Genomic DNA, 22709 nt, shown 5'->3' with positions numbered 1-22709 from the left:
GAGCGGCCCCAATTCCGGGACGATCCGGCGAGAACCGTGATCCTCGCGGTTCGCGTCACCCTCCGTCCCGGGAGGATCCATGAGAGAACGCGCAGCCGTGCTGTGCGCCACCGCCGTCGTACTCGCGGGCTCGGTCAGCGCCCTGCCCGCCCAGGCGGCCCCCGCCCCCGCACCGGCTCCAGCTCCTGCCGCCGCGCAGCTCACCTGGAAGAAGTGCGGCACCGGCGACTACCCGACCCTCCAGTGCGCGACCCTGAAGGTGCCGCTCGACCACGCGCACCCCTCCGGACGGCAGATCAGCCTCGCCCTGTCCCGGGTCCCGCACACCGCGAAGACCTCCCAGGGCCCGCTGCTGGTCAACCCCGGCGGCCCCGGCGGCAGCGGTCTGACCCTCGCGGGCTTCGTCGCCTCGTCGCTGCCCAAGAGCGTGGCGGCCCAGTACGACGTCATCGGCTTCGACCCGCGCGGCGTGGGCAAGAGCGAACCCGCGCTGAACTGCTCGCCCGGCTACTTCGGGCAGGTCCGCCCGGACACGGTGCCGCTCACCGCGGCGAAGGAGCAGGCGAGCCTGAAGCGCGTGCAGTCCTTCGCCGCCGCCTGCGCCCGCACGCACGCGGACGTCCTGCCGTACATCGACACCGTCGACGCGGTCCAGGACATGGACCTGATCCGGCAGGCCCTGGGCACCCCACAGATCGGCTACTTCGGCTACTCGTACGGCACCTACCTCGGCGCCGTCTACGCGAAGCTCTTCCCCGACCGGGTGCGCCGCCTGGTGCTGGACTCGGTCGTGGACCCGAGGGGCGTCTGGTACGACGACAACCTGGGCCAGGACTACGCCTTCGACCGCCGCCACCGCGCCCTGATGACGTGGATCGCCCAGTACGACTCCACGTACCGGCTCGGCAAGGACCCCGCGAAGGTCGAGGCCCAGTGGTACGCGATGCGCGCGGCCCTGGCCGAGAAGCCCGCGGCCGGCCGGATCGGCGCCTCCGAGCTGGAGGACACCTTCATCCCCGGCGGCTACTACGACGGCTACTGGCCCTACCTCGCCGAGGCCTTCGCCGCCTACGTCCACGACAAGAACGCCGACCCGCTGGTGGAGGCGTACGACAACTTCGCGGCCGTCGACTCCTCGGGCGACAACGGCTACAGCGTCTACACGGCGGTGCAGTGCCGTGACGCGGGCTGGCCGCGCGACTGGCAGCGCTGGACGCGGGACACCTGGGCCGTGTACGAGAAGGCGCCCTTCATGGCCTGGAACAACGCCTGGTACAACGCGCCGTGCGCCTTCTGGTCGGGCACCACCCGCAAGGCCATGGACATCGCCAACGGCACGCTGCCTCCGGCGCTGCTGTTCCAGGCGACGGACGACGCGGCGACCCCGTACTCCGGCGGTGTCGCGGCGCACCGGCTGCTGGCCGGATCCAGCCTGGTGGTCGAACAGGGCGGCGGCAACCACGGAGTCACGCTGAGCGGCAACGCCTGCCTGGACAAGTACCTCGCCGACTACCTCACCGACGGCACGGTGCCGCGCGGTACCGGCGAGGCCGACGCGGTCTGCCAGAAGTCCCCGGACCCGAGGCCCCTGAAGTCGAAGGCGGCCTCGACGTCGTCACGCGGCTCGGCCCTGCACGGCCTGCTGGGCTACCGCCGGTAGTCCTCCCGCCCCCGCTCGCCCGTCGGGGCGGGTGAGCGGGGGCGGCCGGCCCGGCCGGTAATTCATGGGCGGGCGAACGGTCCCCTCCCTAGGGTGCTGTCATGGACGACCGGCTCCCCCGCATCCGCCCGCTGGCCCTCGCCGACTGCGACCGCGTGGCGGAGATCCGCATCCGCGGCTGGCAGCACGCCTACCGAGGGCTCATGCCGCAGACGTATCTCGACGCGCTGAGCGTCCCCGCCGACGCCGAGCGCCGGCGGACCTGGTTCACCAAGGGCGACGGCACGGTGCTGAACCTGGTGGCCGAGCGGGACGGCCGGATCGTCGGCTGGGCCGCGCTCGGGCCGTACCGGGACGAGGAAGTGCGCACCGCGGACGCCGAGTTGTACGCGCTCTACGTCGACCCCGGCCACCTCGGCACCGGGATCGGGCGGGCGCTGCTGGCCGAGTCGGTCGAGCGGTGCGCCGGATACCCGCGGATGTTCCTGTGGGTACTGAGGGAGAACGGCCGCGCCCGCCGTTTCTACGAGCGCGCCGGATTCCGTCCGGACGGCGCCGAGGAACCCTTCGACGTGGACGGTGTCGCCGTGCCCGAGGTGCGGTACGTCAGGAATCCCTGAGCGGTGCGGCATCCCGGCCGGGCCCGGCGCGGCGGTCGCGCTCGGCGATCGCCGTGCTCCCGATCGCGTGGGCGGCGGCGCCGATCACCAGCAACAGCCCGATACCGCCCGGCAGTACGCTCTTGCCGGTCGCCAGTTGGTCCTTCGTGCCGGCCATGGGACGGACCACGTGCGCCGGGTCGTACACCACCGGCACACGGCTGCCTTCGAGCATCGGATGCGCGCGCTCGCAGGTGCTGTTCGACGCCTGCAACTGCCGTTCGTCGCCGTCGGGCAGGACGACCGTGCACGTGTAGGCCCTGCCGCCGCCGCGCGTCGTCCCACTGCTCTTGTCGATGACGGTCGCCGTACCGGTCCTGCCCCAGAGGTCGAGGTAGACCCGGGTCGTGCCGTAGCCCGCGCCGACGACCAGGGCGACGAAGCCGAGCCCCGCGAGGACGCCGGCCGCCTTGCGCCCCGGGGAGTGCGGCATCCGCCGCCGGAGCCAGAAGACGTACACGGCGCTGAACGCGACCCACGAGCCGACCGCGGGCAGGCTTCCCGCCTTCACGGCGACGAGTGCGGTGACCGCCACCATCGCGAGGTCGAAGGCGATCAGCTCCGACCACCGCCGGGCGACGAGCCGCAGCGGCGCCTCCCACTCGTCCCGGGGATCGGGCCACTCGCCCCGGGGACCGGGCTTGCGCGGACGGCGGGGGCGCGCGGCGCTCATATGTCACTCACGGCTGTGTCTCTCATGGCTATGTCACTCACGGCTGTGTCACTCACGGCCGGCGCCCCTCACCTGGCCTGTTCCTCCTCCGGGATGCGCGCCAGCGCCCGCACCGCCGCCCGCGCCAGTGCCGGATGGGCGAGGGCCTCCTTCAGTACGCGGCGGGCGCGGGGATCGGCGAGGGCACCCAGGCCCTCGACGCAGGCGAGGGCGACGCCGCGGTAGGGGTCGTGGGGGCGCAGCCGGCGCTCCAGGGTGGTGATGAGCGCGGGGACGGACTCGGGGGCACGGAGTTCGGCGAGGAGGCGGACGGGGTGCAGGGCGTAGGCCACGCGCAGTTCGTTCGTCGCCAGGGCCGCCGCCGCCCTGGCCGTGCGCGGGTCGCCGAGCCGGGCGAGGGCGTGGGCGGCGGAGGCGCAGCGCGGTGGGTCACGGTGGTTGAGGAGGAGCACGAGGGACTCGAAGGCACGCCGGTCGCCGGCGACGCCGAGCCGGAAGGCGGCCATTTCCCTGGCCCACAGCGGCTGTCCGGGCGCGGTGAGCACGTCCGCGAGGTCGTCGTGGTTCCCGGTCGCGAGCAGGCCCTCGTACGCCGGTGTGCCGCGCGACTCCTGCCGTAAGCGGTCCGTGAGCGATCGCAACTCTTCGTCCACGGGGCCAGCCTAGGCGGGTGGCACGGGCCGAGGGAGCCACATCGCGAAGCCGAGGGAGCTACATCACAAAGTCGAGTTCGGCCCGGGGTCTGGCGCGCTCGTTACCGGCGGGTTAAGCTCATACGAGCGAGTTACCCACTCGCGCTTCGCTGACGACGGTTTGGTGACGCAGCCGTCGTGAGCAGTGGTCGGTTCGGTACATCGGTACCGCAGTACGACCCGGCTCCGGGACAGGGCCGGTCGGAATCCGCCGCCGGCGGGCGTGTGCACGCCCGTGCGGACGGCACCGGGCGTGTGCGCTCGCAGCCCGGCGACACCCGCAATCTCGGTTTCTCTTCTCCGCTCCGGCGTGCGCCTTCGGCGCACACGGCGCGTTCCTCGTCGTCACCCCTCATTCCTGGAGTCCCGCGATGGCCACTCCCCTGTCCGACACCCCCCTGTCCCCGCTCAAGACGATCGCAGTCGTCGGCCTCGGCACCATGGGCACCGGTCTCACCGAGGTCCTGGCGAAGGCCGGCCGCGAGGTGATCGGCATCGACATCAGCGAGGCCCAGGCCGCGACGTCGCTCGCCGCCCTTCAGAACGCGACCGCCCGCGCCGTGGAGCGCGGCCGGATGACCGACCAGGAGCGCACGGACGTGCTGGCCCGGGTCCGCACCTGCACCGACCTCGCCGCGGCGGCCGACGCCGACCTCGTCATCGAGGTGGCCCCGGAGTCGTACGAGGTCAAGCACCAGATCTTCCGTGCGCTCGACGCCGTCGTCCGCCCGGAGACGATCCTCGCGACCGGCACCAACGCGCTGTCCGTGACCCGCCTGGCCGCCGACTCGGCGCGCCCCGAGCGCGTGCTCGGGCTGCACTTCTTCAACCCGGCCCCGGCGATGAAGCTGGTCGAGGTCGTCTCCTCCGTGCTGACCGCGCCGGCCGCCGTCGCCGCGGTCACCGACCTGGCGATCGAGCTGGGCAAGGAGCCGGTCCCGGTCGGCGACCGCCCCGGGTTCGTCGCGGACGGGCTGCTGTTCGGCTACCTCAACCAGGCCGCCGCGATGTACGAGGCCCGCTACGCCTCCCGCGAGGACATCGACGCGGCGATGCGGCTCGGCTGCGGTCTGCCGATGGGCCCGCTCGCCCTGCTGGACCTGATCGGCATCGACACCGCGCGTACGGTCCTGGAGGCCATGTACGCCGAGTCCCGTGACCGGCTGCACGCCCCCGCCCCGATCCTGAAGCAGCTCAGCGAGGCGGGGCTGACCGGCCGCAAGTCCGGGCGCGGCTTCTACACCTACGAGGCGCCGGGCAGCGCCGCGGTCGTCGCCGACTCCCTGACTCCGGCCGACGCCGGCTCCGGGATCCCCGGCCGCGAGGTGCGCTCGGTCGGCGTCGCCGGGTCCGGCACGATGGCGTCCGGCATCGCCGAGGTGTTCGCCAAGGCGGGCTACGACGTCGTACTGGCCGCGCGCAGCGAGGAGAAGGCGCAGGCCGCCAAGGCCCGTATCGGCACGTCGCTCTCGCGCTCCGTCGACAAGGGCCGGATGACCGCCGAGGCCGCGGCGCAGACCCTGGACCGGATCACCGCGGCCGGCTCCTACGACGCCTTCGCCGACGTCGACCTGGCCGTCGAGGCGGTCGCCGAGGACCTGGAGGTCAAGCGGCAGCTGTTCGCGGCGCTGGACAAGGTCTGCAAGCCGGGCGCCGTCCTGGCGACCACCACCTCCTCGCTGCCCGTCGTCGCCTGCGCCCGCGCCACCTCGCGCCCGCAGGACGTGATCGGCATGCACTTCTTCAACCCTGCCCCGGCGATGAAGCTGGTCGAGGTCGTGCGCACGGTGCTGACCGCCGACGACGTGCACGCCACGGTCCGCGAGGTCTGCGTGAAGGTGAAGAAGCACCCGGTCGACTGCGGCGACCGGGCGGGCTTCATCGTCAACGCCCTGCTGTTCCCGTATCTCAACAACGCGATCAAGATGGTGCAGGAGCACTACGCGTCCCTGGACGACATCGACGCGGCGATGAAGCTGGGCGGCGGCTACCCGATGGGCCCGTTCGAACTGCTGGACGTGGTCGGTCTGGACGTCTCGCTGGCCATCGAGAAGGTGCTGCACCGCGAGTTCCGCGACCCGGGCCTGGCCCCGGCGCCGCTGCTGGAGCACCTGGTGGCCGCGGGCTGCCTCGGCCGCAAGACCGGCCGCGGTTTTCGCGAGTATGCCCGCCGCTGACGGCGGCGGCGACCGGTCCCCCGCGTCCTCCGAGTCCCCTGCGCCCACCGAGTCCCCTGCGTCCCGCGCATCCACCGCGTCCCGCGCGGAGGCGGAGTGGGGCGGGCTGCTCGCCCCGGGCGGCTTCCCGCCGCCCGGCCGGTCCGTCCCTCCTCCACCCGGCCGGTCCGCTTCTCCCCCACCCGGCCGGTCCGCTCCTCCCCCTCCCAGTCGGTCCGCTCCTCCTCCGCCCCGCCCGTCCGGACCTCCCTCGTCCCTCACGGGCGGGGGAGAGCCCGCGGCGGCGCACCGGGGCGCACATATGCAGTACGTTCGGGTCATGTCCCAGCCCGCCAAGTCCTCCCGTACACCAGCTACGCCCGACGCGCCGCCCGAGAGTGCCGCAAGCAGCCGCGCGGCGGCCCAGCGGCTCAAGATGCGCCGAGAACTGGCGGCCGCCGCGATGGAACTCTTCGCGACGAAGGGGTACGAGGCGACCACCGTCGACGAGATCGCGGCCGCGGCCGGGGTCGCCCGCCGCACCTTCTTCCGCCACTTCCGTTCGAAGGAAGAGGCGATCTTCCCGGACCACGACGACACCCTGATCCGTGCCGAGGCGGTCCTCAACGCGGCCCCGGCGCACGAGCATCCGCTCGACACCGTGTGCCGCGGCATCAAGGAAGTCATGAAGATGTACGCGGCGCGGCCGGAGATCTCGGTCGCCCGCTACAAGCTGACCCGCGAGGTCCCCACCCTGCGCGAGGCCGAGATCGCCTCGGTGGCCCGCTACGAGCGGCTGTTCACCCGCTATCTGCTCGGCCACTTCGACGAGCACGCGCACGCCGACGACGCCAACGACGACCCGCTGCTGGCCGAGGTCGCCGCCTCCGCCGTCGTCACCGCCCACAACCACGTCCTGCGGCGCTGGCTGCGGGCCGGCGGCCAGGGCGACGTGGAGACCCAGCTCGACCACGCCTTCGCGATCGTCCGCAAGACCTTCGGCACCGGCATCGGCGTGGGGCGCGGCACCGCCCCGGGGCCGGTCGCCGGCCACGTCCCCGCGACGGTCTCCGCGCACGGCGAGGTCCTGGTGACCGTCGCCCGCACCGACGCCCCGCTGGAAGAGGTCATGCGGACCATCGAGGAGGCACTGAAGGACCGCTGAGCGACCCTGAAGGACCGCAGAGCGACTCCGCAGGGGGTCCCTGAGCGGCTCGGAGCGGGCCCCTGAGCCGCCGCGTGCGGCTCCGTGCGGTTCTGGAGCGACCGCGAACCTCACGAACGCTGTGACGACGGCCACCCGCCCGGGTGGCCATTTTGGCATGTCAGGGGCCCTTTTCCGGCAGATTTCACGGGCCGTTCGATCGATCATCGCTCATCTGTCAAGTAAAGATTTCACCTGAGCCGATTTCCTGGCACTCAGTGCCTTGCGACCTGACACGCGGTGTCATACGTTGAAGGAGTCCGGGCGGCCGGCGGGCAGAGACCACTCGCTCGCCGGCTGTCCCAGCAAGCCACATGGCCTGCGCGCCCGGACGCCTGCGTCACAGGCAACCTCCCGCGCCACAAAGCGCTGCCGAAGCACCACCCCGCCGAACCGACGGCGCCTTTCCCCGAACCCTCAGCAGCACTCCCAGCACCGACGAACCCTCAGCACCCCTCCCTCAGGGTGCTCACCGCCGGAGGCAACACCGTGACCGTGAAGGACATCCTGGAGGCGATCCAGTCGCCCGACTCCACGTCGGCCGACTTCGCCGCCCTGCCGCTCCCCGAGTCGTACCGCGCGATCACCGTGCACAAGGACGAGACGGAGATGTTCGCGGGCCTGGAGACCCGCGACAAGGACCCGCGCAAGTCGATCCACCTGGACGAGGTTCCGGTGCCCGAACTGGGCCCGGGTGAGGCCCTGGTGGCCGTGATGGCCTCCTCGGTCAACTACAACTCGGTGTGGACCTCGATCTTCGAGCCGCTGTCGACGTTCGGCTTCCTGGAGCGCTACGGCAAGCTCTCGGAGCTCACCAGGCGGCACGACCTGCCGTACCACGTCATCGGCTCCGACCTCGCGGGCGTCGTCCTGCGCACCGGCCCCGGGGTCAACGCCTGGAAGCCGGGTGACGAGGTCGTCGCCCACTGCCTGTCCGTCGAGCTGGAGTCCTCCGACGGCCACAACGACACGATGCTCGACCCCGAGCAGCGCATCTGGGGCTTCGAGACCAACTTCGGCGGCCTCGCGGAGGTCGCGCTCGTCAAGTCCAACCAGCTGATGCCGAAGCCCCAGCACCTCAGCTGGGAGGAGGCTGCGGCCCCGGGTCTGGTCAACTCCACCGCCTACCGCCAGCTGGTCTCCCGCAACGGCGCCGGCATGAAGCAGGGCGACAACGTCCTGATCTGGGGCGCGAGCGGCGGACTCGGGTCGTACGCCACCCAGTTCGCGCTGGCCGGCGGCGCCACCCCCATCTGCGTGGTCTCCAGCCCGCAGAAGGCGGAGATCTGCCGCGCGATGGGCGCCGAGGCGATCATCGACCGCAACGCCGAGGACTACAGGTTCTGGAAGGACGAGCACAACCAGGACCCGAAGGAGTGGAAGCGCTTCGGCAAGCGCATCCGCGAGCTCACCGGTGGCGAGGACGTCGACATCGTCTTCGAGCACCCGGGCCGCGAGACCTTCGGCGCCTCCGTGTACGTCACCCGCAAGGGCGGCACGATCGTCACCTGCGCCTCCACCTCGGGCTACAACCACGAGTACGACAACCGCTACCTGTGGATGTCGCTGAAGCGGATCATCGGCTCGCACTTCGCCAACTACCGCGAGGCCTGGGAGGCCAACCGGCTGGTGGCCAAGGGCAAGATCCACCCCACCCTGTCGAAGGTGTACTCCCTGAAGGACACCGGCCAGGCCGCCTACGACGTCCACCGCAACCTGCACCAGGGCAAGGTCGGCGTCCTGTGCCTCGCACCCGAGGAAGGCCTCGGCGTGCGCGACGAGGAACTGCGTGCCAGGCACATCGACGCCATCAACCGCTTCCGCAACATCTGAGCCACCCGAGGTCATAGATGACTGAGCGTCAGCCCGCCGCGGTCGAGAGGCAGAAGGACCGTCCGTGGCTCATGCGGACGTACGCCGGCCACTCGACGGCCGAGGCGTCCAACGAGCTGTACCGGCGCAACCTCGCCAAGGGCCAGACCGGCCTGTCGGTGGCGTTCGACCTGCCGACGCAGACCGGCTACGACCCCGACCACATCCTCGCCCGCGGCGAGGTCGGCCGGGTCGGCGTGCCGGTCTCGCACGTCGGTGACATGCGCCGGCTGTTCCAGGACATCCCCCTGGAGCAGATGAACACCTCGATGACGATCAACGCCACCGCCATGTGGCTGCTGGCGCTCTACCAGGTCGTCGCCGAGGAGCAGGGCGCGGACATCACCCGGCTCCAGGGCACGACCCAGAACGACATCGTCAAGGAGTACCTGTCCCGGGGGACGCACGTCTTCCCGCCGGGTCCCTCGCTCCGGCTGACGACGGACATGATCGCGTACACGGTCTCCCACATCCCGAAGTGGAACCCGATCAACATCTGCAGCTACCACCTGCAGGAGGCCGGGGCCACGCCGGTGCAGGAGATCGCGTACGCGATGTCCACCGCGATCGCCGTCCTCGACGCCGTGCGCGACGGCGGCCAGGTGCCGCAGGAGCGCATGGGCGATGTCGTCGCCCGTATCTCCTTCTTCGTCAACGCGGGCGTCCGCTTCGTCGAGGAGATGTGCAAGATGCGGGCCTTCGGCCGCATCTGGGACAAGGTCACGCGGGAGCGGTACGGCATCGAGGACCCCAAGCAGCGCCGGTTCCGTTACGGCGTCCAGGTCAACTCGCTCGGCCTGACCGAGGCGCAGCCGGAGAACAACGTCCAGCGGATCGTGCTGGAGATGCTGGCCGTGACGCTCTCCAAGGACGCACGCGCGCGTGCCGTGCAGCTCCCGGCCTGGAACGAGGCGCTGGGCCTGCCCCGGCCCTGGGACCAGCAGTGGTCGCTGCGCATCCAGCAGGTGCTCGCCTACGAGAGCGACCTGCTGGAGTACGACGACATCTTCGAGGGCTCGAAGGTGATCGAGGCCAAGGTGGAGCGGCTGGTCGCCGACTCCCTCGCGGAGATCGACCGGATCCAGGAGATGGGCGGCGCGATGGCCGCCGTCGAGTCCGGCTATCTGAAGGCGCAGCTGGTCGCCTCGCACGCCGAGCGCCGGGCCCGGATCGAGTCGGGCCAGGAGAAGATCATCGGCGTCAACGCCTTCGAGGGCACCGAGCCGAACCCGCTCACCGCCGACCTGGACACCGCGATCCAGACGGTCGACCCGGCGGTCGAGGCCCGCGTCGCCAAGGCGCTGGAGGGCTGGCGGGACACCCGCTACCAGCCGCCCTTCAACCACCCGCGCCCCTGCAAGGCGCTGGAGCGGCTGAAGGAGGCCGCCAAGAGCACCGACAACCTCATGGAGGCCACGCTGGAGTGCGCCCGCGCCGGTGTCACCACCGGCGAGTGGGCAGGTGCCCTGCGCGAGGTGTTCGGCGAGTACCGGGCGCCCACCGGCGTCTCCTCCGCTCCCGTGGCGGTCCCCGCCGAGGCGGGCTCGGCCCTCGCCGAGGTCCGCGCCAAGGTGGACGCCACGGCCCGCGACCTGGGCACCGGCAAGCTGCGCTTCCTGGTCGGCAAGCCCGGCCTGGACGGGCACTCCAACGGCGCCGAGCAGATCGCCGTACGCGCCCGTGACGCCGGCTTCGAGGTGGTCTACCAGGGCATCCGGCTCACGCCCGAGCAGATCGTGGACGCGGCCCTGGCGGAGGACGTCCACGCCGTGGGCCTGTCGATCCTGTCCGGCTCGCACGCCCAGCTGGTCCCCGACGTGCTGGAGCGACTCCGTGTGGCCGGTGCCACAGATATACCGGTGATCGCCGGTGGCATCATCCCGAATGGTGATGCCGACCAGCTCCGGGCCGCCGGAGTGGCCGCGGTCTTCACCCCGAAGGACTTCGACATCACCGCAATCATCGGCCGCATCGTCGACGAGATCCGCAAAGCGAACAAGCTCGACCCCCTGGAGGTCCCCGCATGACCACCGTCAACCGCCTTCGCCCGCGGCGCTCCTGTCTGGCCGTGCCGGGCAGCAACCCGCGCTTCCTGGAGAAGGCGCAGGGCCTCCCCGCCGACCAGGTCTTCCTCGACCTGGAGGACGCGTGCGCGCCGCTCGCCAAGCCGGAGGCGCGGCACACCATCGTCAAGTTCCTGAACGAGGGTGACTGGACGGGCAAGACACGGGTCGTGCGCGTCAACGACTGGACGACCGAGTGGACGTACCGGGACGTCGTCACGGTCGTCGAGGGCGCCGGCCAGAACCTCGACTGCATCATGCTGCCGAAGGTGCAGACGGCTGAGCAGATCGTCGCGCTGGACCTGCTGCTGACCCAGATCGAGAAGACGATGGGCTTCGAGACCGGCCGGATCGGCATCGAGGCGCAGATCGAGAACGCGCAGGGCCTGAACAACGTCAACGCGATCGCGCAGGCCTCCCCGCGCATCGAGACGATCATCTTCGGTCCGGCCGACTTCATGGCGTCCATCAACATGAAGTCCCTGGTCGTGGGCGAGCAGCCGCCCGGCTACCCGGCGGACGCCTACCACTACATCCTGATGAAGATCCTGATGGCCGCCCGCGCCAACGACCTCCAGGCGATCGACGGCCCCTACCTGCAGATCCGCAACGTCGAGGGCTACCGCGAGGTCGCCCGCCGCGCCGCCGCGCTCGGCTTCGACGGCAAGTGGGTGCTGCACCCGGGCCAGGTCGAGGCGTCCAACGAGATCTTCTCGCCCTCGCAGGAGGACTTCGACCACGCCGAGCTGATCCTGGACGCGTACGACTACTACACGTCCGAGGCGGGCGGCAAGAAGGGCTCCGCGATGCTCGGCGACGAGATGATCGACGAGGCCAGCCGCAAGATGGCCCTGGTCATCTCCGGCAAGGGACGGGCGGCGGGGATGACCCGTACGTCGGCGTTCGAGACCCCCGACAACTGAGGAGCCCTGAGCGCGATGCAGTTCGGACGCACCTACGAGGAGTTCGAGGTCGGGGCGACGTACAAGCACTGGCCGGGCAAGACGGTCACGGAGTACGACGACCACCTGTTCTGTCTCCTCACCATGAACCACCACCCCCTCCACATGGACGCCAACTACGCCGAGAAGACGACCGACTTCGGCAAGAACGTCGTGGTGGGCAACTACATCTACTCGCTGCTGCTCGGCATGTCCGTGCCGGACGTCTCGGGCAAGGCGATCGCCAACCTGGAGATCGAGTCGCTCAGGCACGTGGCGCCGACCTTCCACGGCGACACGGTCTACGGCCAGACGACGGTGCTCGACAAGTGGCCGTCCAAGTCGAAGAACGACCGCGGCATCGTGTACGTCGAGACCAAGGGCTACAAGCAGGACGGCACCCTGGTGTGCGTCTTCCGCCGCAAGGTCATGGTGCCCACCGAGACGTACATCAAGGAGCGCGGCGGCGAGCAGCCGGGCCGCCCCGAGCTTGAGGAACAGGGGAAGTAAGCGATGGCCCGTCTCGCCCGGACCGCCGGTCTGACCGACGTCCAGCAGGAGATCCTCTCCACCGTCCGCGACTTCGTGGACAAGGAGATCATCCCGGTCGCGACCGAACTGGAGCACCGCGACGAGTATCCGCAAGCGATCGTCGACGGCCTCAGGGAACTCGGCCTCTTCGGCCTGATGATCCCCGAGGAGTACGGCGGCCTGGGCGAGTCCCTGCTGACGTACGCCCTGTGCGTCGAGGAGATCGCCCGCGGCTGGATGTCGGTGTCCGGCATCATCAACACGCACTTCATCGTCGCGTACATGCTCAAGCAGCACGGTACGCAGGAGCAGAAGGACCACTTCCTGCCGCGCATGGCGGCCGGCGACATCCGCGGCGCCTTCTCGATGTCGGAGCCGGGCCTCGGCTCCGACGTGTCGGCGATCACGTCGAAGGCGGTCAGGGACGGCGACGAGTACGTCCTGAACGGTCAGAAGATGTGGCTGACGAACGGCGGCACGTCGTCCCTGGTGGCCGTTCTGGTCCGAAGTGACGAAGGACACTCCGCTTCGGAGACGGCCGCGGCGCCCCACAAGTCCATGACGACCTTCCTGGTGGAGAAGGAGCCCGGCTTCGGCGAGGTCCGGCCCGGCCTGACGATCCCCGGCAAGATCGAGAAGATGGGCTACAAGGGCGTCGACACCACCGAGTTGATCATGGACGGCCTGCGGATCCCCGCCGACCGCGTGCTCGGTGGCGTCACCGGCCGAGGTTTTTACCAAATGATGGACGGCGTGGAGGTCGGCCGCGTCAATGTGGCTGCCCGTGGTTGCGGCGTCGCTCAGCGCGCGTTCGAACTGGGCATCCAGTACGCCCAGCAGCGGCACACCTTCGGCAAGCCGATCGCCCAGCACCAGGCGATCCAGTTCAAACTGGCCGAAATGGCCACCAAGGTCGAGGCCGCCCATGCCATGATGGTCAACGCGGCACGCAAAAAGGACTCCGGGGAACGAAACGACCTTGAGGCAGGGATGGCGAAGTACCTCGCCTCCGAGTACTGCAAGGAGGTCGTGGAGGACTCCTTCCGGATCCACGGTGGCTACGGCTTCTCCAAGGAGTACGAGATCGAGCGCCTCTACCGGGAGGCCCCGATGCTGCTCATCGGCGAAGGCACCGCCGAGATCCAGAAAATGATCATCGGGCGCAGGTTGCTCGAAGAGTATCGATTCCAGGGCTGATTGTCCGTGTACGGGGTGTTTTCTTCGAGAAGAAGATCACACCCCGTTGACAGTCTTCAGCCGCCGACTCGGCTTCCTGGCTTGCCCAGTTGTAGCCCGCGACCGGTACGATCCCCGGAAAGCCGCCGTCCCCCGTCATTGCGCGGCATCATCCGCTACGAAGGTCATCCATGCCCCACAGCCAAACCTCTGCACCTCGCGACAGCCGAGCCGGCGTACGCCTCGCGCGCGGAGCATCGCCGTGGCTTCTCCCGACCGTCGCCACCGCAGCCCTCAGCCTGGCCCGTGCGCGCCGCTCCGGCGCCGCCCGTGCCGTCGCCGTGCCCGCCACCGCACTCGCGGCGGGCATGCTGTGGTTCTTCCGCGACCCCGAGCGCGAGATCGCCCCCGGCAGGGTCATCTCCCCCGCCGACGGTGTGGTGCAGAGCATCATGCCGTGGAAGGACGGCCGCACCCGCGTCGCGATCTTCATGAGCCCGCTGAACGTCCACGTCAACCGCGCGCCCCTCGCGGGCACGGTGACGTCCGTCGAGCACGTCCCCGGCGGCTTCGTTCCCGCTTTCAACAAGGAGAGCGAGAACAACGAGCGCGTAGTCTGGCACTTCGACACCGAACTCGGCGACATCGAGATGATCCAGATCGCCGGCGCGGTGGCCCGCCGCATCGTCCCCTACATCCCGCAGGGCACGAAGGTCGAGCAGGGTGACCGCATCGGCCTGATCCGCTTCGGCTCGCGTGTCGACCTCTACCTGCCCGAGGGCGTGGAGGTCGCGGTCGAGGTCGGCCAGAAGACCGTGGCTGGGGTGACTCGCATTGACCGTGATTGATCCGGAGACTCAGGCGGGCTGGGTGCCCGAGGCGGACGAGGTCGACGACGAGGAGGAGATGCCTCTTTCTCTGCGCCTGTCGATAGCGGACACCCTCACGCTCGGCAACGCCACGTGCGGCTTCATGGCGGTGTACTTCACCACCACCGGGATCCTGATCCCGCACCTCACCGACAGCCAGGAGTCCGGCATGGCGCGCAACAGCGCGGCCACGGCGGTCATCCTGATGCTGTGCGCGGCCGTCTTCGACCTGTTCGACGGCCTGGTCGCGCGCAAGCTGCGCTCCTCGCCCATGGGCGCCGAGCTGGACAACCTCTCGGACCTGATCAGCTTCGGCCTCGCTCCGGCGTACTTCGTGCTGGTCTACGGCATGGTCGCCGACGACGCCTACCAGAAGGTGGCGGCGGTGGGGGCGATCGTCGTCCTGCTCGCCGTGGTCCTGCGGCTCGCGCGCTTCTCGTGCGTGACACCGACGAACGGCATGTTCCAGGGCATGCCCTCCCCGTTCGGCGCGCTGACGGTCGTCTCGATCGTCCTCCTGGAACTGCCCTTCTTCGCGACGCTCCTCGCGATCCTGGGCACGGCCTGGCTGATGGTGAGCCGGGTCGAGTACCCGAAGCCGCGGGGCCGCCTCGCCGTGGCCATGCTGTCCTGGATCGTCCTGTCCATGGGCCTCCTGACCGCCTGGGCCTTCGACGCCCCGGGCGGGCAGCTGCTCCTGCAGACCGGCTGCGCCCTGCAGCTCGTCATGGGCGCGGTGATCCCGCTGTTCGCCACGGCGCGCCGGGTGAACAACTTCCGCGACAACCGCCGCGAGGCGCGAGCGGCGCAACTGCCGTAACGCTCCGCTTCAAGGGCCCCGGACCCGGCAGGGTCCGGGGCCCTTCGCTGTGTGCGGGACGCTACGCTGTGTGCGGGGCTCCGTGCCAGGGTGACTGTGTGGGGGCTCCGCCCCCCCAGACCCCCGGCTTCCCACCCGCCCACCCGTCTCGATCGGCTGGGCGGTGCCCTCTCACCGAGTCGGGTGGTGGGCGGGCGTAGGTCGAGGGTCTGGGGGTGGAGCCTCCAGGGGCCTCAGCGCAGGTGGTTCTCGGCGATGTGTACGGCGACCTGCTCCAGGATCGGGCCCGCGTCGGCGATGCACTTGGCGACGTCCGGCTCCACGGACGTCAGCGGGTACGCCCGGCCGATCCCGGCCCGGTGCAGTGCCTCCTGCGGCAGGGCCAGCCGGCCGCACACCGCGACGACCTCCTTGCCCGCGGCACGGGCCGCAGCGGCGACACCCGCCGGCGCCTTCCCGTGCAGCGTCTGCTCGTCCAGCGAGCCCTCACCGGTGATCACCAGGTCGGCACGCTCCAGCGCGGGCGCGAAGCCGAGCACGTCGAGCATGACCTCGATGCCGGGCCGGAAGCGGGCGCCCAGCAGGAGCGCGCCGTAGCCGATACCGCCCGCCGCCCCGGCGCCCGGCGCCGCCGCGTGCTCCGCCGCCCGCGACCCGACCTCGGCCTCCAGGACCTTCGCGAAGTGGGCCAGGGCGGCGTCCAGCGCGGCCACGTCGTCCGGCGAGGCGCCCTTCTGCGGGCCGTACACCGCGGGCGCGCCCTTCGGGCCGGTCAGCGGGTTGTCGACGTCGCTGGCGAGCACCAGCTCGACGGAGGCCAGACGCGGGTCGAGGCCGGACAGGTCCGCGCGGGCGAGGCCCGCGAGACCGCCGCCGCCCGGTGCCACCGGCTCCTCGTCCGCGTCCAGGAAACGGGCTCCCAGCGCGGACAGCATCCCGGCGCCGCCGTCCGTCGTGGCGCTGCCGCCCACGCCGAACACGATGGTGCGCGCGCCCGCGTCCAGCGCGGCGCGCAGCAGTTCCCCGGAGCCGTACGTGGAGGCCGTCAGCGGGGCGAGGACACCGGCCGGCAGCCGCTGCAGCCCGCTCGCCTCGGCCATCTCCACGACCGCGGTGTCACCGCGCAGCGCGAACGCGGCGCTCACCTCGTCCCCGAGCGGTCCGGCGACCCGGACCTCCCGGCGCCGGAACCCGGCGGCGACCGCCGCGTCCACGGTCCCGTCACCGCCGTCGGCGACGGGCAACGCCTCGATCTCGGCCTCCGGCGCGACCCGGCGCAGCCCGGCCGTCACCCGCTCGGCGACCTGCACGGCCGTCAGCGAGCCCTTGAACTTGTCCGCGGCGATGAGCACCCGACGGGTCTCGTTGCCTGCAGCCTCCGCCACCTTGCATTCCCCTTGCTCTCCGGGCCCTGCGCACGTCAGGGCCAGTCGCGCCGCTGCGACCTTAACCTCAGGACACCCTCGCCGTCATGCCCCGCCCGCCCCCTGGAAGGTGCCCGCGCGCGGACGGCGCGGCCGTGAGCACGGCCATGAGCGCGGCCGTGAGATCAGGCGGGGCAGCGGGTAGAGCACAGCCATGACCGACCTCGACACGGGCCCAGGCCTCGCCGACCGCGTCCACGGCGGCTGGCTCGGCCGGATCGCGGGCAACATGCTGGGCAAGCCGGTCGAGCAGGGCGAGGTGTGGACGCGCGAGCGCATCGACGGCTATCTGCGCCGGGCCGGCGCCCTGCCGCTCACCGACTACCTGCCCGAGCCCGCCGACCCGGCCGACGGCGCGGTCCTGCGTCCCGAGTGGCGTGAGTGCGTGCGCGGCGGCGTCCACGGCAGCTGCCGCGACGACGACGTCGACTACGCGATCCTCGGCCTGCACCTGCTGGAGACCCACGGCTTCGGCTTCAGCACCGAGCAGGTCGGCGACCTGTGGCTGCTCAGGCTGCCGTACCTGCAGACGTTCACCGCGGAACGGGCGGCGTACCGCAATCTCGCGAGCGGTCTGAAGCCGCCGCTGACGGCGACGTACGACAACCCGTACCAGGAGTGGATCGGCGCGCTGATCCGTGCCGACGTGTACGGCTGGACCTGTCCGGGCGCCCCGCGCCGGGCCGCCTCACTGGCCCGCCGGGACGCGGTGCTCTCGCACACCGGCAACGGCGTCTACGGCGCGATGTGGGCCGCCGCGCTGATCGCTGCCGCGTTCACCGCGCCGAGCGTGCGGGACGCGCTGGAGTCCGCGCTCGCCGAGATCCCGGCGAGCAGCCGGCTGGCCCGCACGGTGCGCCGGGTGGCGTCCCTGCACGGGACCCGGCTGCCCTGGGAGGAGACGCTGACCACGCTGGCCGCGGAGACCGCGGGCCTCGGCTGGATCCACACCGTGCCGAACGCGGCCGTCCTCACCGCGGGCCTGCTCTACGGCGACGGCGACTTCACCCGGACCATCGCCCTGACCGTCCGCGGCGGCCTGGACACCGACTCCAACGGGGCGACGGCCGGCTCGGTGGCCGGCGTCCTCACCGGCGCGGCCTCGATCCCCGGCCGGTGGAAGGACCCGCTGGAGGACACCGTGCGCAGCGCCGTGTTCGGCTTCGACGGCGCCCGCATCAGCGACCTCGCCGGGCGGACGGTACGGCTGGCCGAAGAATCTCTGGCCGAGGAACACTCCTGAGCGGTGGGCAGCGGCGTGACCGTCCCCAGGGGCGGCGGGGAGCGGCGTGACCGTCCCCGGGGGCGGCGCGAATCCGTCGTAAGCCGCCCCGCGAAGGCGATGTGATCGGCACAGTGCCCCGACACGCTCTCCGCCTCTCGCTAGGCTTCCCGGATGACGACCTCTGACGACTTCGCCATGTACATCGCGGGTCTCCCCCGTGTCCTCGCCGGTGCCGCCGTGCTGTTCCGGGACGCCACGGGGCGGGTCCTGCTCGTCGAGCCCAACTACCGTGACGGATGGGGGCTTCCGGGCGGCACGATCGAGTCGGACGAGGGCGAGACGCCGCGCCGGGGCGCGCGCCGCGAGACGCTGGAGGAGATCGGCCTGGACCGGGAGCCGGGCCGGCTGCTGGCGGTGGACTGGGTGCCGGGCGCCGGCCGGCCGCCGCTGGTGGCGTACGTGTACGACGGCGGTGTCCTGACCGACACGGAGTTGAAGGCGATCCGGCTGCAGGAGGAGGAGCTGCTGTCCTGGCGCCTGGTGCCCCGCGAGGAGATCACCGCCCACCTGCCCGGCGCCCTCGGCCGCCGCGTCCTGGCCGCACTGGACGTCCTGAAGGAGGGCTCGGGCACGGCGGAACTGGAGAACGGCGACCGGGCCGCGTGAGACCCGCTGCCCCTGACGCTCACGGCCGCCGCTGGTCGGCGTGGCGGCGGGCGGCGTGTTCGACCAGGGAGATCAGTACCTCCTTGCCGGACTCGCGCTCCCGTGCGTCGCAGAGCACGACGGGTGTTCCCGGGTCCAGGTCGAGCGCGTCGGCGACGTACCCGGCCTCGTAGGTCCGGGCGCCGTCGAAGCAGTTGACGGCGACGACGAACGGGATGCCCCGGTGCTCGAAGAAGTCGACGGCCGGAAAGCAGTCTCCCAGCCGGCGGGTGTCGGCGAGCACCACGGCCCCGAGCGCGCCCTGGGCCAGTTCGTCCCACATGAACCAGAACCGGTCCTGGCCCGGGGTGCCGAACAGGTAGAGCAGCAGGTCCCGGTGGATGGTGATGCGGCCGAAGTCCATCGCCACCGTGGTCGTCGTCTTCTGCTCGACCCCCTCCAGCCGGTCGATCGGACGCCCCGCCTCGGTGAGGAGTTCCTCCGTGTGCAGGGGGCGGATCTCGCTGACCGAGCCGACGAGGGTCGTCTTGCCCGCGCCGAAGCCTCCCGCGACGAGGATCTTCAGAGCGACGTGGGCGTCAGAGCGCGCGGAGTCCATTGATCACTTCCCTCAGGATGCTTGCGTCCGGCAGTTGGGCGGGCGGCACGGGATGGGTGACCCGGATCAGTGCGGCCGCCAGCAGATCGCTGAGCAGGACGCGGACGACGCCCAGCGGCAGACCGGAGTCGGAGGCGATGTCGGCCACGGTCTGTGGCTCGCGCCGGCACCGGTGGAGGATCGTCCGCTGTTCGGGTGGGAGCGCACGCTCGGTCTCGCTCCCGGAGCCGGGGTCCGCCGTGACGACCGCCATGAGGTCGAATGCCGCGCTGCCGGGCCGGGCCCGGCCGGCCGTCATGGCGTACAGGCGCACGAGCGGCCCGGCATCGTCGTCGTACCAGTTCGACGTGGAGTCAGTGGAGTTGGTGGAGCTAGTGGGGTCGGTGGAGCTGAGGGGGTCGGTGGGGTCGGTGGAGGTGATGGGGTCAGCGGAGTCGGTGGAGTCATCCATGTGCTGCGTCCTCACTCGGCGGCGGCGGCCCCGCCCGGGAGGTCGAACCGGTGCGGCGTGTGCAGATGTTCACCGACCCGCTTGACCATCCTGGCCATCTCGTAGGCGATCAGGCCCATGTCGGCGTCGGCCCGGGTGAACACCGCCAGACAGGACCCCTGGCCGGCCGCGACGACGAACAGGAAGCCGTCCTCGAGTTCGACCATGGTCTGGATGACGCCGCCCGCCTGGAAGTGCCGTCCGGCGCCCTTGGCCAGGCTGTGGAATCCGGAGGCGATGGCGGCGAAGCGCTCGCCGTCCTCCTGGGTCAGTCCGGCCGACGTGCCGACGGCCAGCCCGTCGCCCGAGAGCACGACCGCGTGCCCGATCTCCGGTACGCCGGCCACCAACTCGTCCAGAAGCCAGTCGAGGTCACGGAAGTTGTCCGGTGCTCCGGTCATCAGCTGTCTTCTCCTACGGTCGGGGTCTCGTTCGCGGGGTGATGTGCGGGCTGGTGTGCGGGGTGATGTGCGGGGTCGGCCTCGTCGCGGCCCCGGACCCAGCCGGCACGCAACGCGGTCATGGTGGCGCGCAAGGCCTCCGGGGAGTGCCGGGACGCCGTCGGCGCGGAGTTCGGCGGCGCGGGTGTCCGGGGCCGCGGCGTGGTCCGCAACTCGGGTGCCAGGCTGGCCTGTCGGACGCGGCGCGGCAGCGGGTCGACACCGTCCGGCACGCCGTCGCGGCTCGGTGCCGGTGACTGCGCGAGTGCTGGTGACTGCGCGGGGGTCGATGCCATTGCGGGTGTCGATGCCGGTGCGCCCGGAGGGACTTGAGGAGTTGGGGCGGCCGGAGCCGCCGGGAGGGCCGCGGGAGCGGAGGCAGGAGCAGGTGGGACGGCCGGGGCGGCGGAGGCCGTCCGCGGCGCGGTGATCTCGCCCCGCTCGGCGCCGTCGACGAGCCTGACGGGCCGGGGCGGGCCGGACAGGCGCGCGGGACGGGCGGGACGAACGGGGCGGGCGGGGCGGGCGGGTTCTGCGGAGCCGTCGGGCTCGTCGTCGAGGCCGGTCATGTCCAGCAGAACCTCCGGTATCAGGACGACGGCGGTGACGCCGCCGTACGGCGACGGCTGGAGCGACACCTGCACGTGCTGGCGGTGCGCGAGCCGGTTCACCACGAACAGGCCGAGCTGCTCGGTGTCGAGCAGGTCGACCCGGGTGGTGTCGGAGATGCGCCGGTTGGCCTCCGCGAGCGCGTCCGCCCCCATGCCGAGTCCGCGGTCCGCGATCTCCACGACGGCGCCGGTGCCGACGCGCTCCGCGCGGACCTGCACGCGGGTGTGCGGGGGCGAGAACGCGGTCGCGTTCTCCGCGAGTTCGGCGAGCAGGTGGACGAGGTCGGTGACCGCGCCTCCGACGAGCCGGACCCCGGGGACGTTCTGCACGTCGACGCGGGCGAAATCCTCGACCTCGGAGACGGCCGCCCGCACCACGTCCAGCAGGGGGACCGGCCGGCGCCAGGCGCGTCCGGGCGCGGCACCGGAGAGAATGATCAGGCTCTCCGCGTGCCGCCTCATGCGGGTGGTGAGGTGGTCCAGCCGGAAGAGGTCCTCCAGCTCCACGGGATCCTCGTTGCGGCGCTCCATCGTGTCCAGCAGCGACAGTTGACGGTGCAGCAGCACCTGACTGCGCCGGGCGAGCTGGACGTACGCCCGGGAGATGCCGCCCAGCATCTCGGCGCGCTCGGCGGCGGCCTGCAGCGCGGCCCGGTGCACGGCGCCGAGCGCGGAGTTGATCTGCCCGACCTCGTCGTCGCCGTGGTCGCGGACGGGTGCGGCCTTATCGACGTCGATGCTCTCGCCGGCGCGCAACCTGTCCATGGCGCGCGGGAGTTCCTGTCCGGCCAGCCGCAGCGCCGAGTTGCGCAGGTCGACGAGTTCGACGATGTGCCCGCGGCCGATCCGGACCAGGATCAGGAGGGAGACGAGGACGGCGGCCAGGCCGAGGACCACGGCGGCGCCCGAGCCGTTCAGCAGGCTCGGGCCGAGCACGTCCGCCCGGCCGATCGCGCCGGTGCCCGCGGCGGTCTGGGCCCGCTGGAGTCCGCCGAGAACGGCGGCGCTGTTCTCGCTCCACCGTGCGGCGGGGGCCGCGTTCGCCGCCGCGGTGCGCGAACCGGCGCGGATCACCGCGTCCTCGGCGCCTCGCAGGCCGCGGTACGCGGTGCCGTCGGTGACCGAACGGTACGTGGCCGCGTCCGCGGGCCGCAGGTCCCGCACTCCGGAGTCGAGCAACTGCCGCTGCGTGTGCACCGCTCCGGTGAACTCGGCCTGCTGGTCCCGGGACATCTGCCCGGTCGCCTCGGCGGCGCCGAGGAGCGCGTCCTCGCGGGCGATCTCCTCACGGGCCCGTGCGAGTTCCTGCACCACGCGCAGCGAGGACGCCTCGTCCGGACCCTGGACGTCGGTGAGGGCTCCGCCGATCGAGAGGGCGTGGTCGGCCACCTCGGTGTACGCGGTGTACGCCCGGAACCAGTCCTCCTTGTCACGACTGTCGCCGCTGGCGCGGGCATCACCACTGGAGCGGGTATCGCGGCTGTCACGTTTGCCGCCGTCGCCGCCGGTCATGTCCGCGCGCAGCCGGGGCAGTTCGGCCGCGTCGTCCAGCAGGGACCTGACCCGGTCCGGGAGGCGCGGTTCGAGGGCGGTGGCGTCGGCGTCGCCGGCGGCGGCCCCCCGGCGCAGCGCGGCGGCCGCGGTGTCGGTGCGCGTCCAGGTGGCGCGCAGCGCGGCCTGGCGACGCGTGTCCGGGTGGGCGAGATACCGGGTGGCCGCGCCGCGTTCGGCCTGTACGGCGGTGAGGAAGTCGTCGGCCGGGACGAGCAGGCTGGAGCTGACGTCCCTGAGCTGTGCCCGGCCGGAGATGTCGCGGGCGGCGGTGACGGTGGCCGAGCCCCACAGGGCCATCAGCGACACGATCGGAAGGACGAGCAGGCAGACGATCTTGGCCCGGACGGTTCTGGGTCTCAGCCGGAGTGCCGGGAGCGGGGGACGG

20 protein-coding genes are annotated in these 22709 nt (G+C 71.6%); 13 read left to right on the top strand and 7 right to left on the bottom strand.

Translation table 11 applies throughout. The features are described 5' to 3' along the window. Nucleotides 1-79 precede the first annotated feature (79 nt). Nucleotides 80-1660: an alpha/beta hydrolase gene (locus ACGFYV_RS18450; RefSeq protein WP_393879441.1), complete on the top strand. Its 1581-nt coding sequence runs from the start codon at nucleotides 80-82 to the stop codon at nucleotides 1658-1660. Between the two features lie 101 nt (nucleotides 1661-1761). Then, complete coding sequence (locus ACGFYV_RS18445; RefSeq protein WP_393879440.1) at nucleotides 1762-2280, top strand: GNAT family N-acetyltransferase; 519 nt, start codon at nucleotides 1762-1764, stop codon at nucleotides 2278-2280. Here ACGFYV_RS18445 and ACGFYV_RS18440 read toward each other — a convergent pair. After that, on the bottom strand, nucleotides 2267-2992 hold the full coding sequence (locus ACGFYV_RS18440) for a hypothetical protein (RefSeq protein WP_393879439.1): 726 nt from the start codon (nucleotides 2990-2992) through the stop codon (nucleotides 2267-2269). The genes ACGFYV_RS18445 and ACGFYV_RS18440 overlap by 14 nt on opposite strands. Nucleotides 2993-3060: 68 nt before the next feature. Continuing rightward, entirely contained in the window at nucleotides 3061-3645 is a 585-nt protein-coding gene (locus ACGFYV_RS18435) for an adenylosuccinate lyase (RefSeq protein ID WP_393879438.1), read from the bottom strand. 410 nt (nucleotides 3646-4055) lie between these two features. On the opposite strand from ACGFYV_RS18435, the gene ACGFYV_RS18430 reads away from it, so the two are divergent. From ACGFYV_RS18430 to pssA, 9 genes are all read left to right on the top strand, one after another. After that, nucleotides 4056-5861: a 3-hydroxyacyl-CoA dehydrogenase family protein gene (locus ACGFYV_RS18430; protein ID WP_393879437.1), complete on the top strand. Its 1806-nt coding sequence runs from the start codon at nucleotides 4056-4058 to the stop codon at nucleotides 5859-5861. Nucleotides 5862-6180: 319 nt separating this feature from the next. Next, nucleotides 6181-7005, top strand: a complete 825-nt coding sequence (locus tag ACGFYV_RS18425; RefSeq protein ID WP_393879436.1) for a TetR family transcriptional regulator — start codon at nucleotides 6181-6183, stop codon at nucleotides 7003-7005. Between the two features lie 534 nt (nucleotides 7006-7539). Continuing rightward, nucleotides 7540-8877 carry a crotonyl-CoA carboxylase/reductase gene (gene ccrA / locus ACGFYV_RS18420; RefSeq protein ID WP_393879537.1) on the top strand — a complete coding sequence of 446 codons (1338 nt, stop codon included), beginning with the start codon at nucleotides 7540-7542 and terminating at the stop codon, nucleotides 8875-8877. A 17-nt stretch (nucleotides 8878-8894) separates the two neighbouring features. Further along, on the top strand, nucleotides 8895-10943 hold the full coding sequence (locus ACGFYV_RS18415) for a protein meaA (protein WP_393879435.1): 2049 nt from the start codon (nucleotides 8895-8897) through the stop codon (nucleotides 10941-10943). Next, nucleotides 10940-11902 (top strand): HpcH/HpaI aldolase/citrate lyase family protein, encoded by a 963-nt coding sequence (locus tag ACGFYV_RS18410; protein ID WP_393879434.1) that lies wholly within the window; start codon nucleotides 10940-10942, stop codon nucleotides 11900-11902. Before ACGFYV_RS18415 ends, ACGFYV_RS18410 begins: the two co-directional genes overlap by 4 nt. Before the next feature lie 15 nt (nucleotides 11903-11917). Further along, entirely contained in the window at nucleotides 11918-12430 is a 513-nt protein-coding gene (locus ACGFYV_RS18405; RefSeq protein ID WP_393879433.1) for a MaoC family dehydratase, read from the top strand. 3 nt (nucleotides 12431-12433) lie between these two features. Further along, entirely contained in the window at nucleotides 12434-13648 is a 1215-nt protein-coding gene (locus ACGFYV_RS18400; RefSeq protein ID WP_393879432.1) for an acyl-CoA dehydrogenase family protein, read from the top strand. 170 nt (nucleotides 13649-13818) lie between these two features. Next, nucleotides 13819-14475 carry a phosphatidylserine decarboxylase gene (locus tag ACGFYV_RS18395; protein ID WP_393879431.1) on the top strand — a complete coding sequence of 219 codons (657 nt, stop codon included), beginning with the start codon at nucleotides 13819-13821 and terminating at the stop codon, nucleotides 14473-14475. Between the two features lie 22 nt (nucleotides 14476-14497). Then, nucleotides 14498-15316, top strand: coding sequence for a CDP-diacylglycerol--serine O-phosphatidyltransferase (gene pssA, locus ACGFYV_RS18390; protein WP_094220827.1), 819 nt, complete (start codon nucleotides 14498-14500; stop codon nucleotides 15314-15316). Nucleotides 15317-15549: 233 nt separating this feature from the next. Here pssA and ACGFYV_RS18385 read toward each other — a convergent pair whose 3' ends face one another. Beyond that, on the bottom strand, nucleotides 15550-16701 hold the full coding sequence (locus ACGFYV_RS18385) for a glycerate kinase (RefSeq protein WP_393879430.1): 1152 nt from the start codon (nucleotides 16699-16701) through the stop codon (nucleotides 15550-15552). Between the two features lie 193 nt (nucleotides 16702-16894). On the opposite strand from ACGFYV_RS18385, the gene ACGFYV_RS18380 reads away from it, so the two are divergent. Then, nucleotides 16895-17983 carry an ADP-ribosylglycohydrolase family protein gene (locus tag ACGFYV_RS18380; protein WP_393879429.1) on the top strand — a complete coding sequence of 363 codons (1089 nt, stop codon included), beginning with the start codon at nucleotides 16895-16897 and terminating at the stop codon, nucleotides 17981-17983. A gap of 153 nt (nucleotides 17984-18136) precedes the next feature. Then, nucleotides 18137-18631 (top strand): NUDIX domain-containing protein, encoded by a 495-nt coding sequence (locus ACGFYV_RS18375; RefSeq protein ID WP_393879428.1) that lies wholly within the window; start codon nucleotides 18137-18139, stop codon nucleotides 18629-18631. Nucleotides 18632-18650: 19 nt separating this feature from the next. On the opposite strand, the gene ACGFYV_RS18370 is transcribed toward ACGFYV_RS18375, so the two are convergent. Genes ACGFYV_RS18370 through ACGFYV_RS18355 form a run of 4 tightly spaced genes read right to left on the bottom strand, consistent with a single transcriptional unit; the run spans nucleotide 18651 to nucleotide 22621 of the window. Next, nucleotides 18651-19229, bottom strand: a complete 579-nt coding sequence (locus ACGFYV_RS18370) for an ATP/GTP-binding protein (RefSeq protein ID WP_393879427.1) — start codon at nucleotides 19227-19229, stop codon at nucleotides 18651-18653. Beyond that, entirely contained in the window at nucleotides 19210-19680 is a 471-nt protein-coding gene (locus ACGFYV_RS18365) for a DUF742 domain-containing protein (protein WP_393879426.1), read from the bottom strand. Before ACGFYV_RS18365 ends, ACGFYV_RS18370 begins: the two co-directional genes overlap by 20 nt. 11 nt (nucleotides 19681-19691) lie before the next feature. After that, complete coding sequence (locus ACGFYV_RS18360) at nucleotides 19692-20120, bottom strand: roadblock/LC7 domain-containing protein (protein ID WP_393879425.1); 429 nt, start codon at nucleotides 20118-20120, stop codon at nucleotides 19692-19694. Next, nucleotides 20120-22621: a nitrate- and nitrite sensing domain-containing protein gene (locus ACGFYV_RS18355; RefSeq protein WP_393879424.1), complete on the bottom strand. Its 2502-nt coding sequence runs from the start codon at nucleotides 22619-22621 to the stop codon at nucleotides 20120-20122. Before ACGFYV_RS18355 ends, ACGFYV_RS18360 begins: the two co-directional genes overlap by 1 nt. Between the last annotated feature and the right edge of the window lie 88 nt (nucleotides 22622-22709).

Source organism: Streptomyces sp. NPDC048297, from assembly GCF_043201585.1.
Lineage (GTDB): Bacteria > Actinomycetota > Actinomycetes > Streptomycetales > Streptomycetaceae > Streptomyces.
This window is presented reverse-complemented; position numbering and strand designations above follow the sequence as displayed.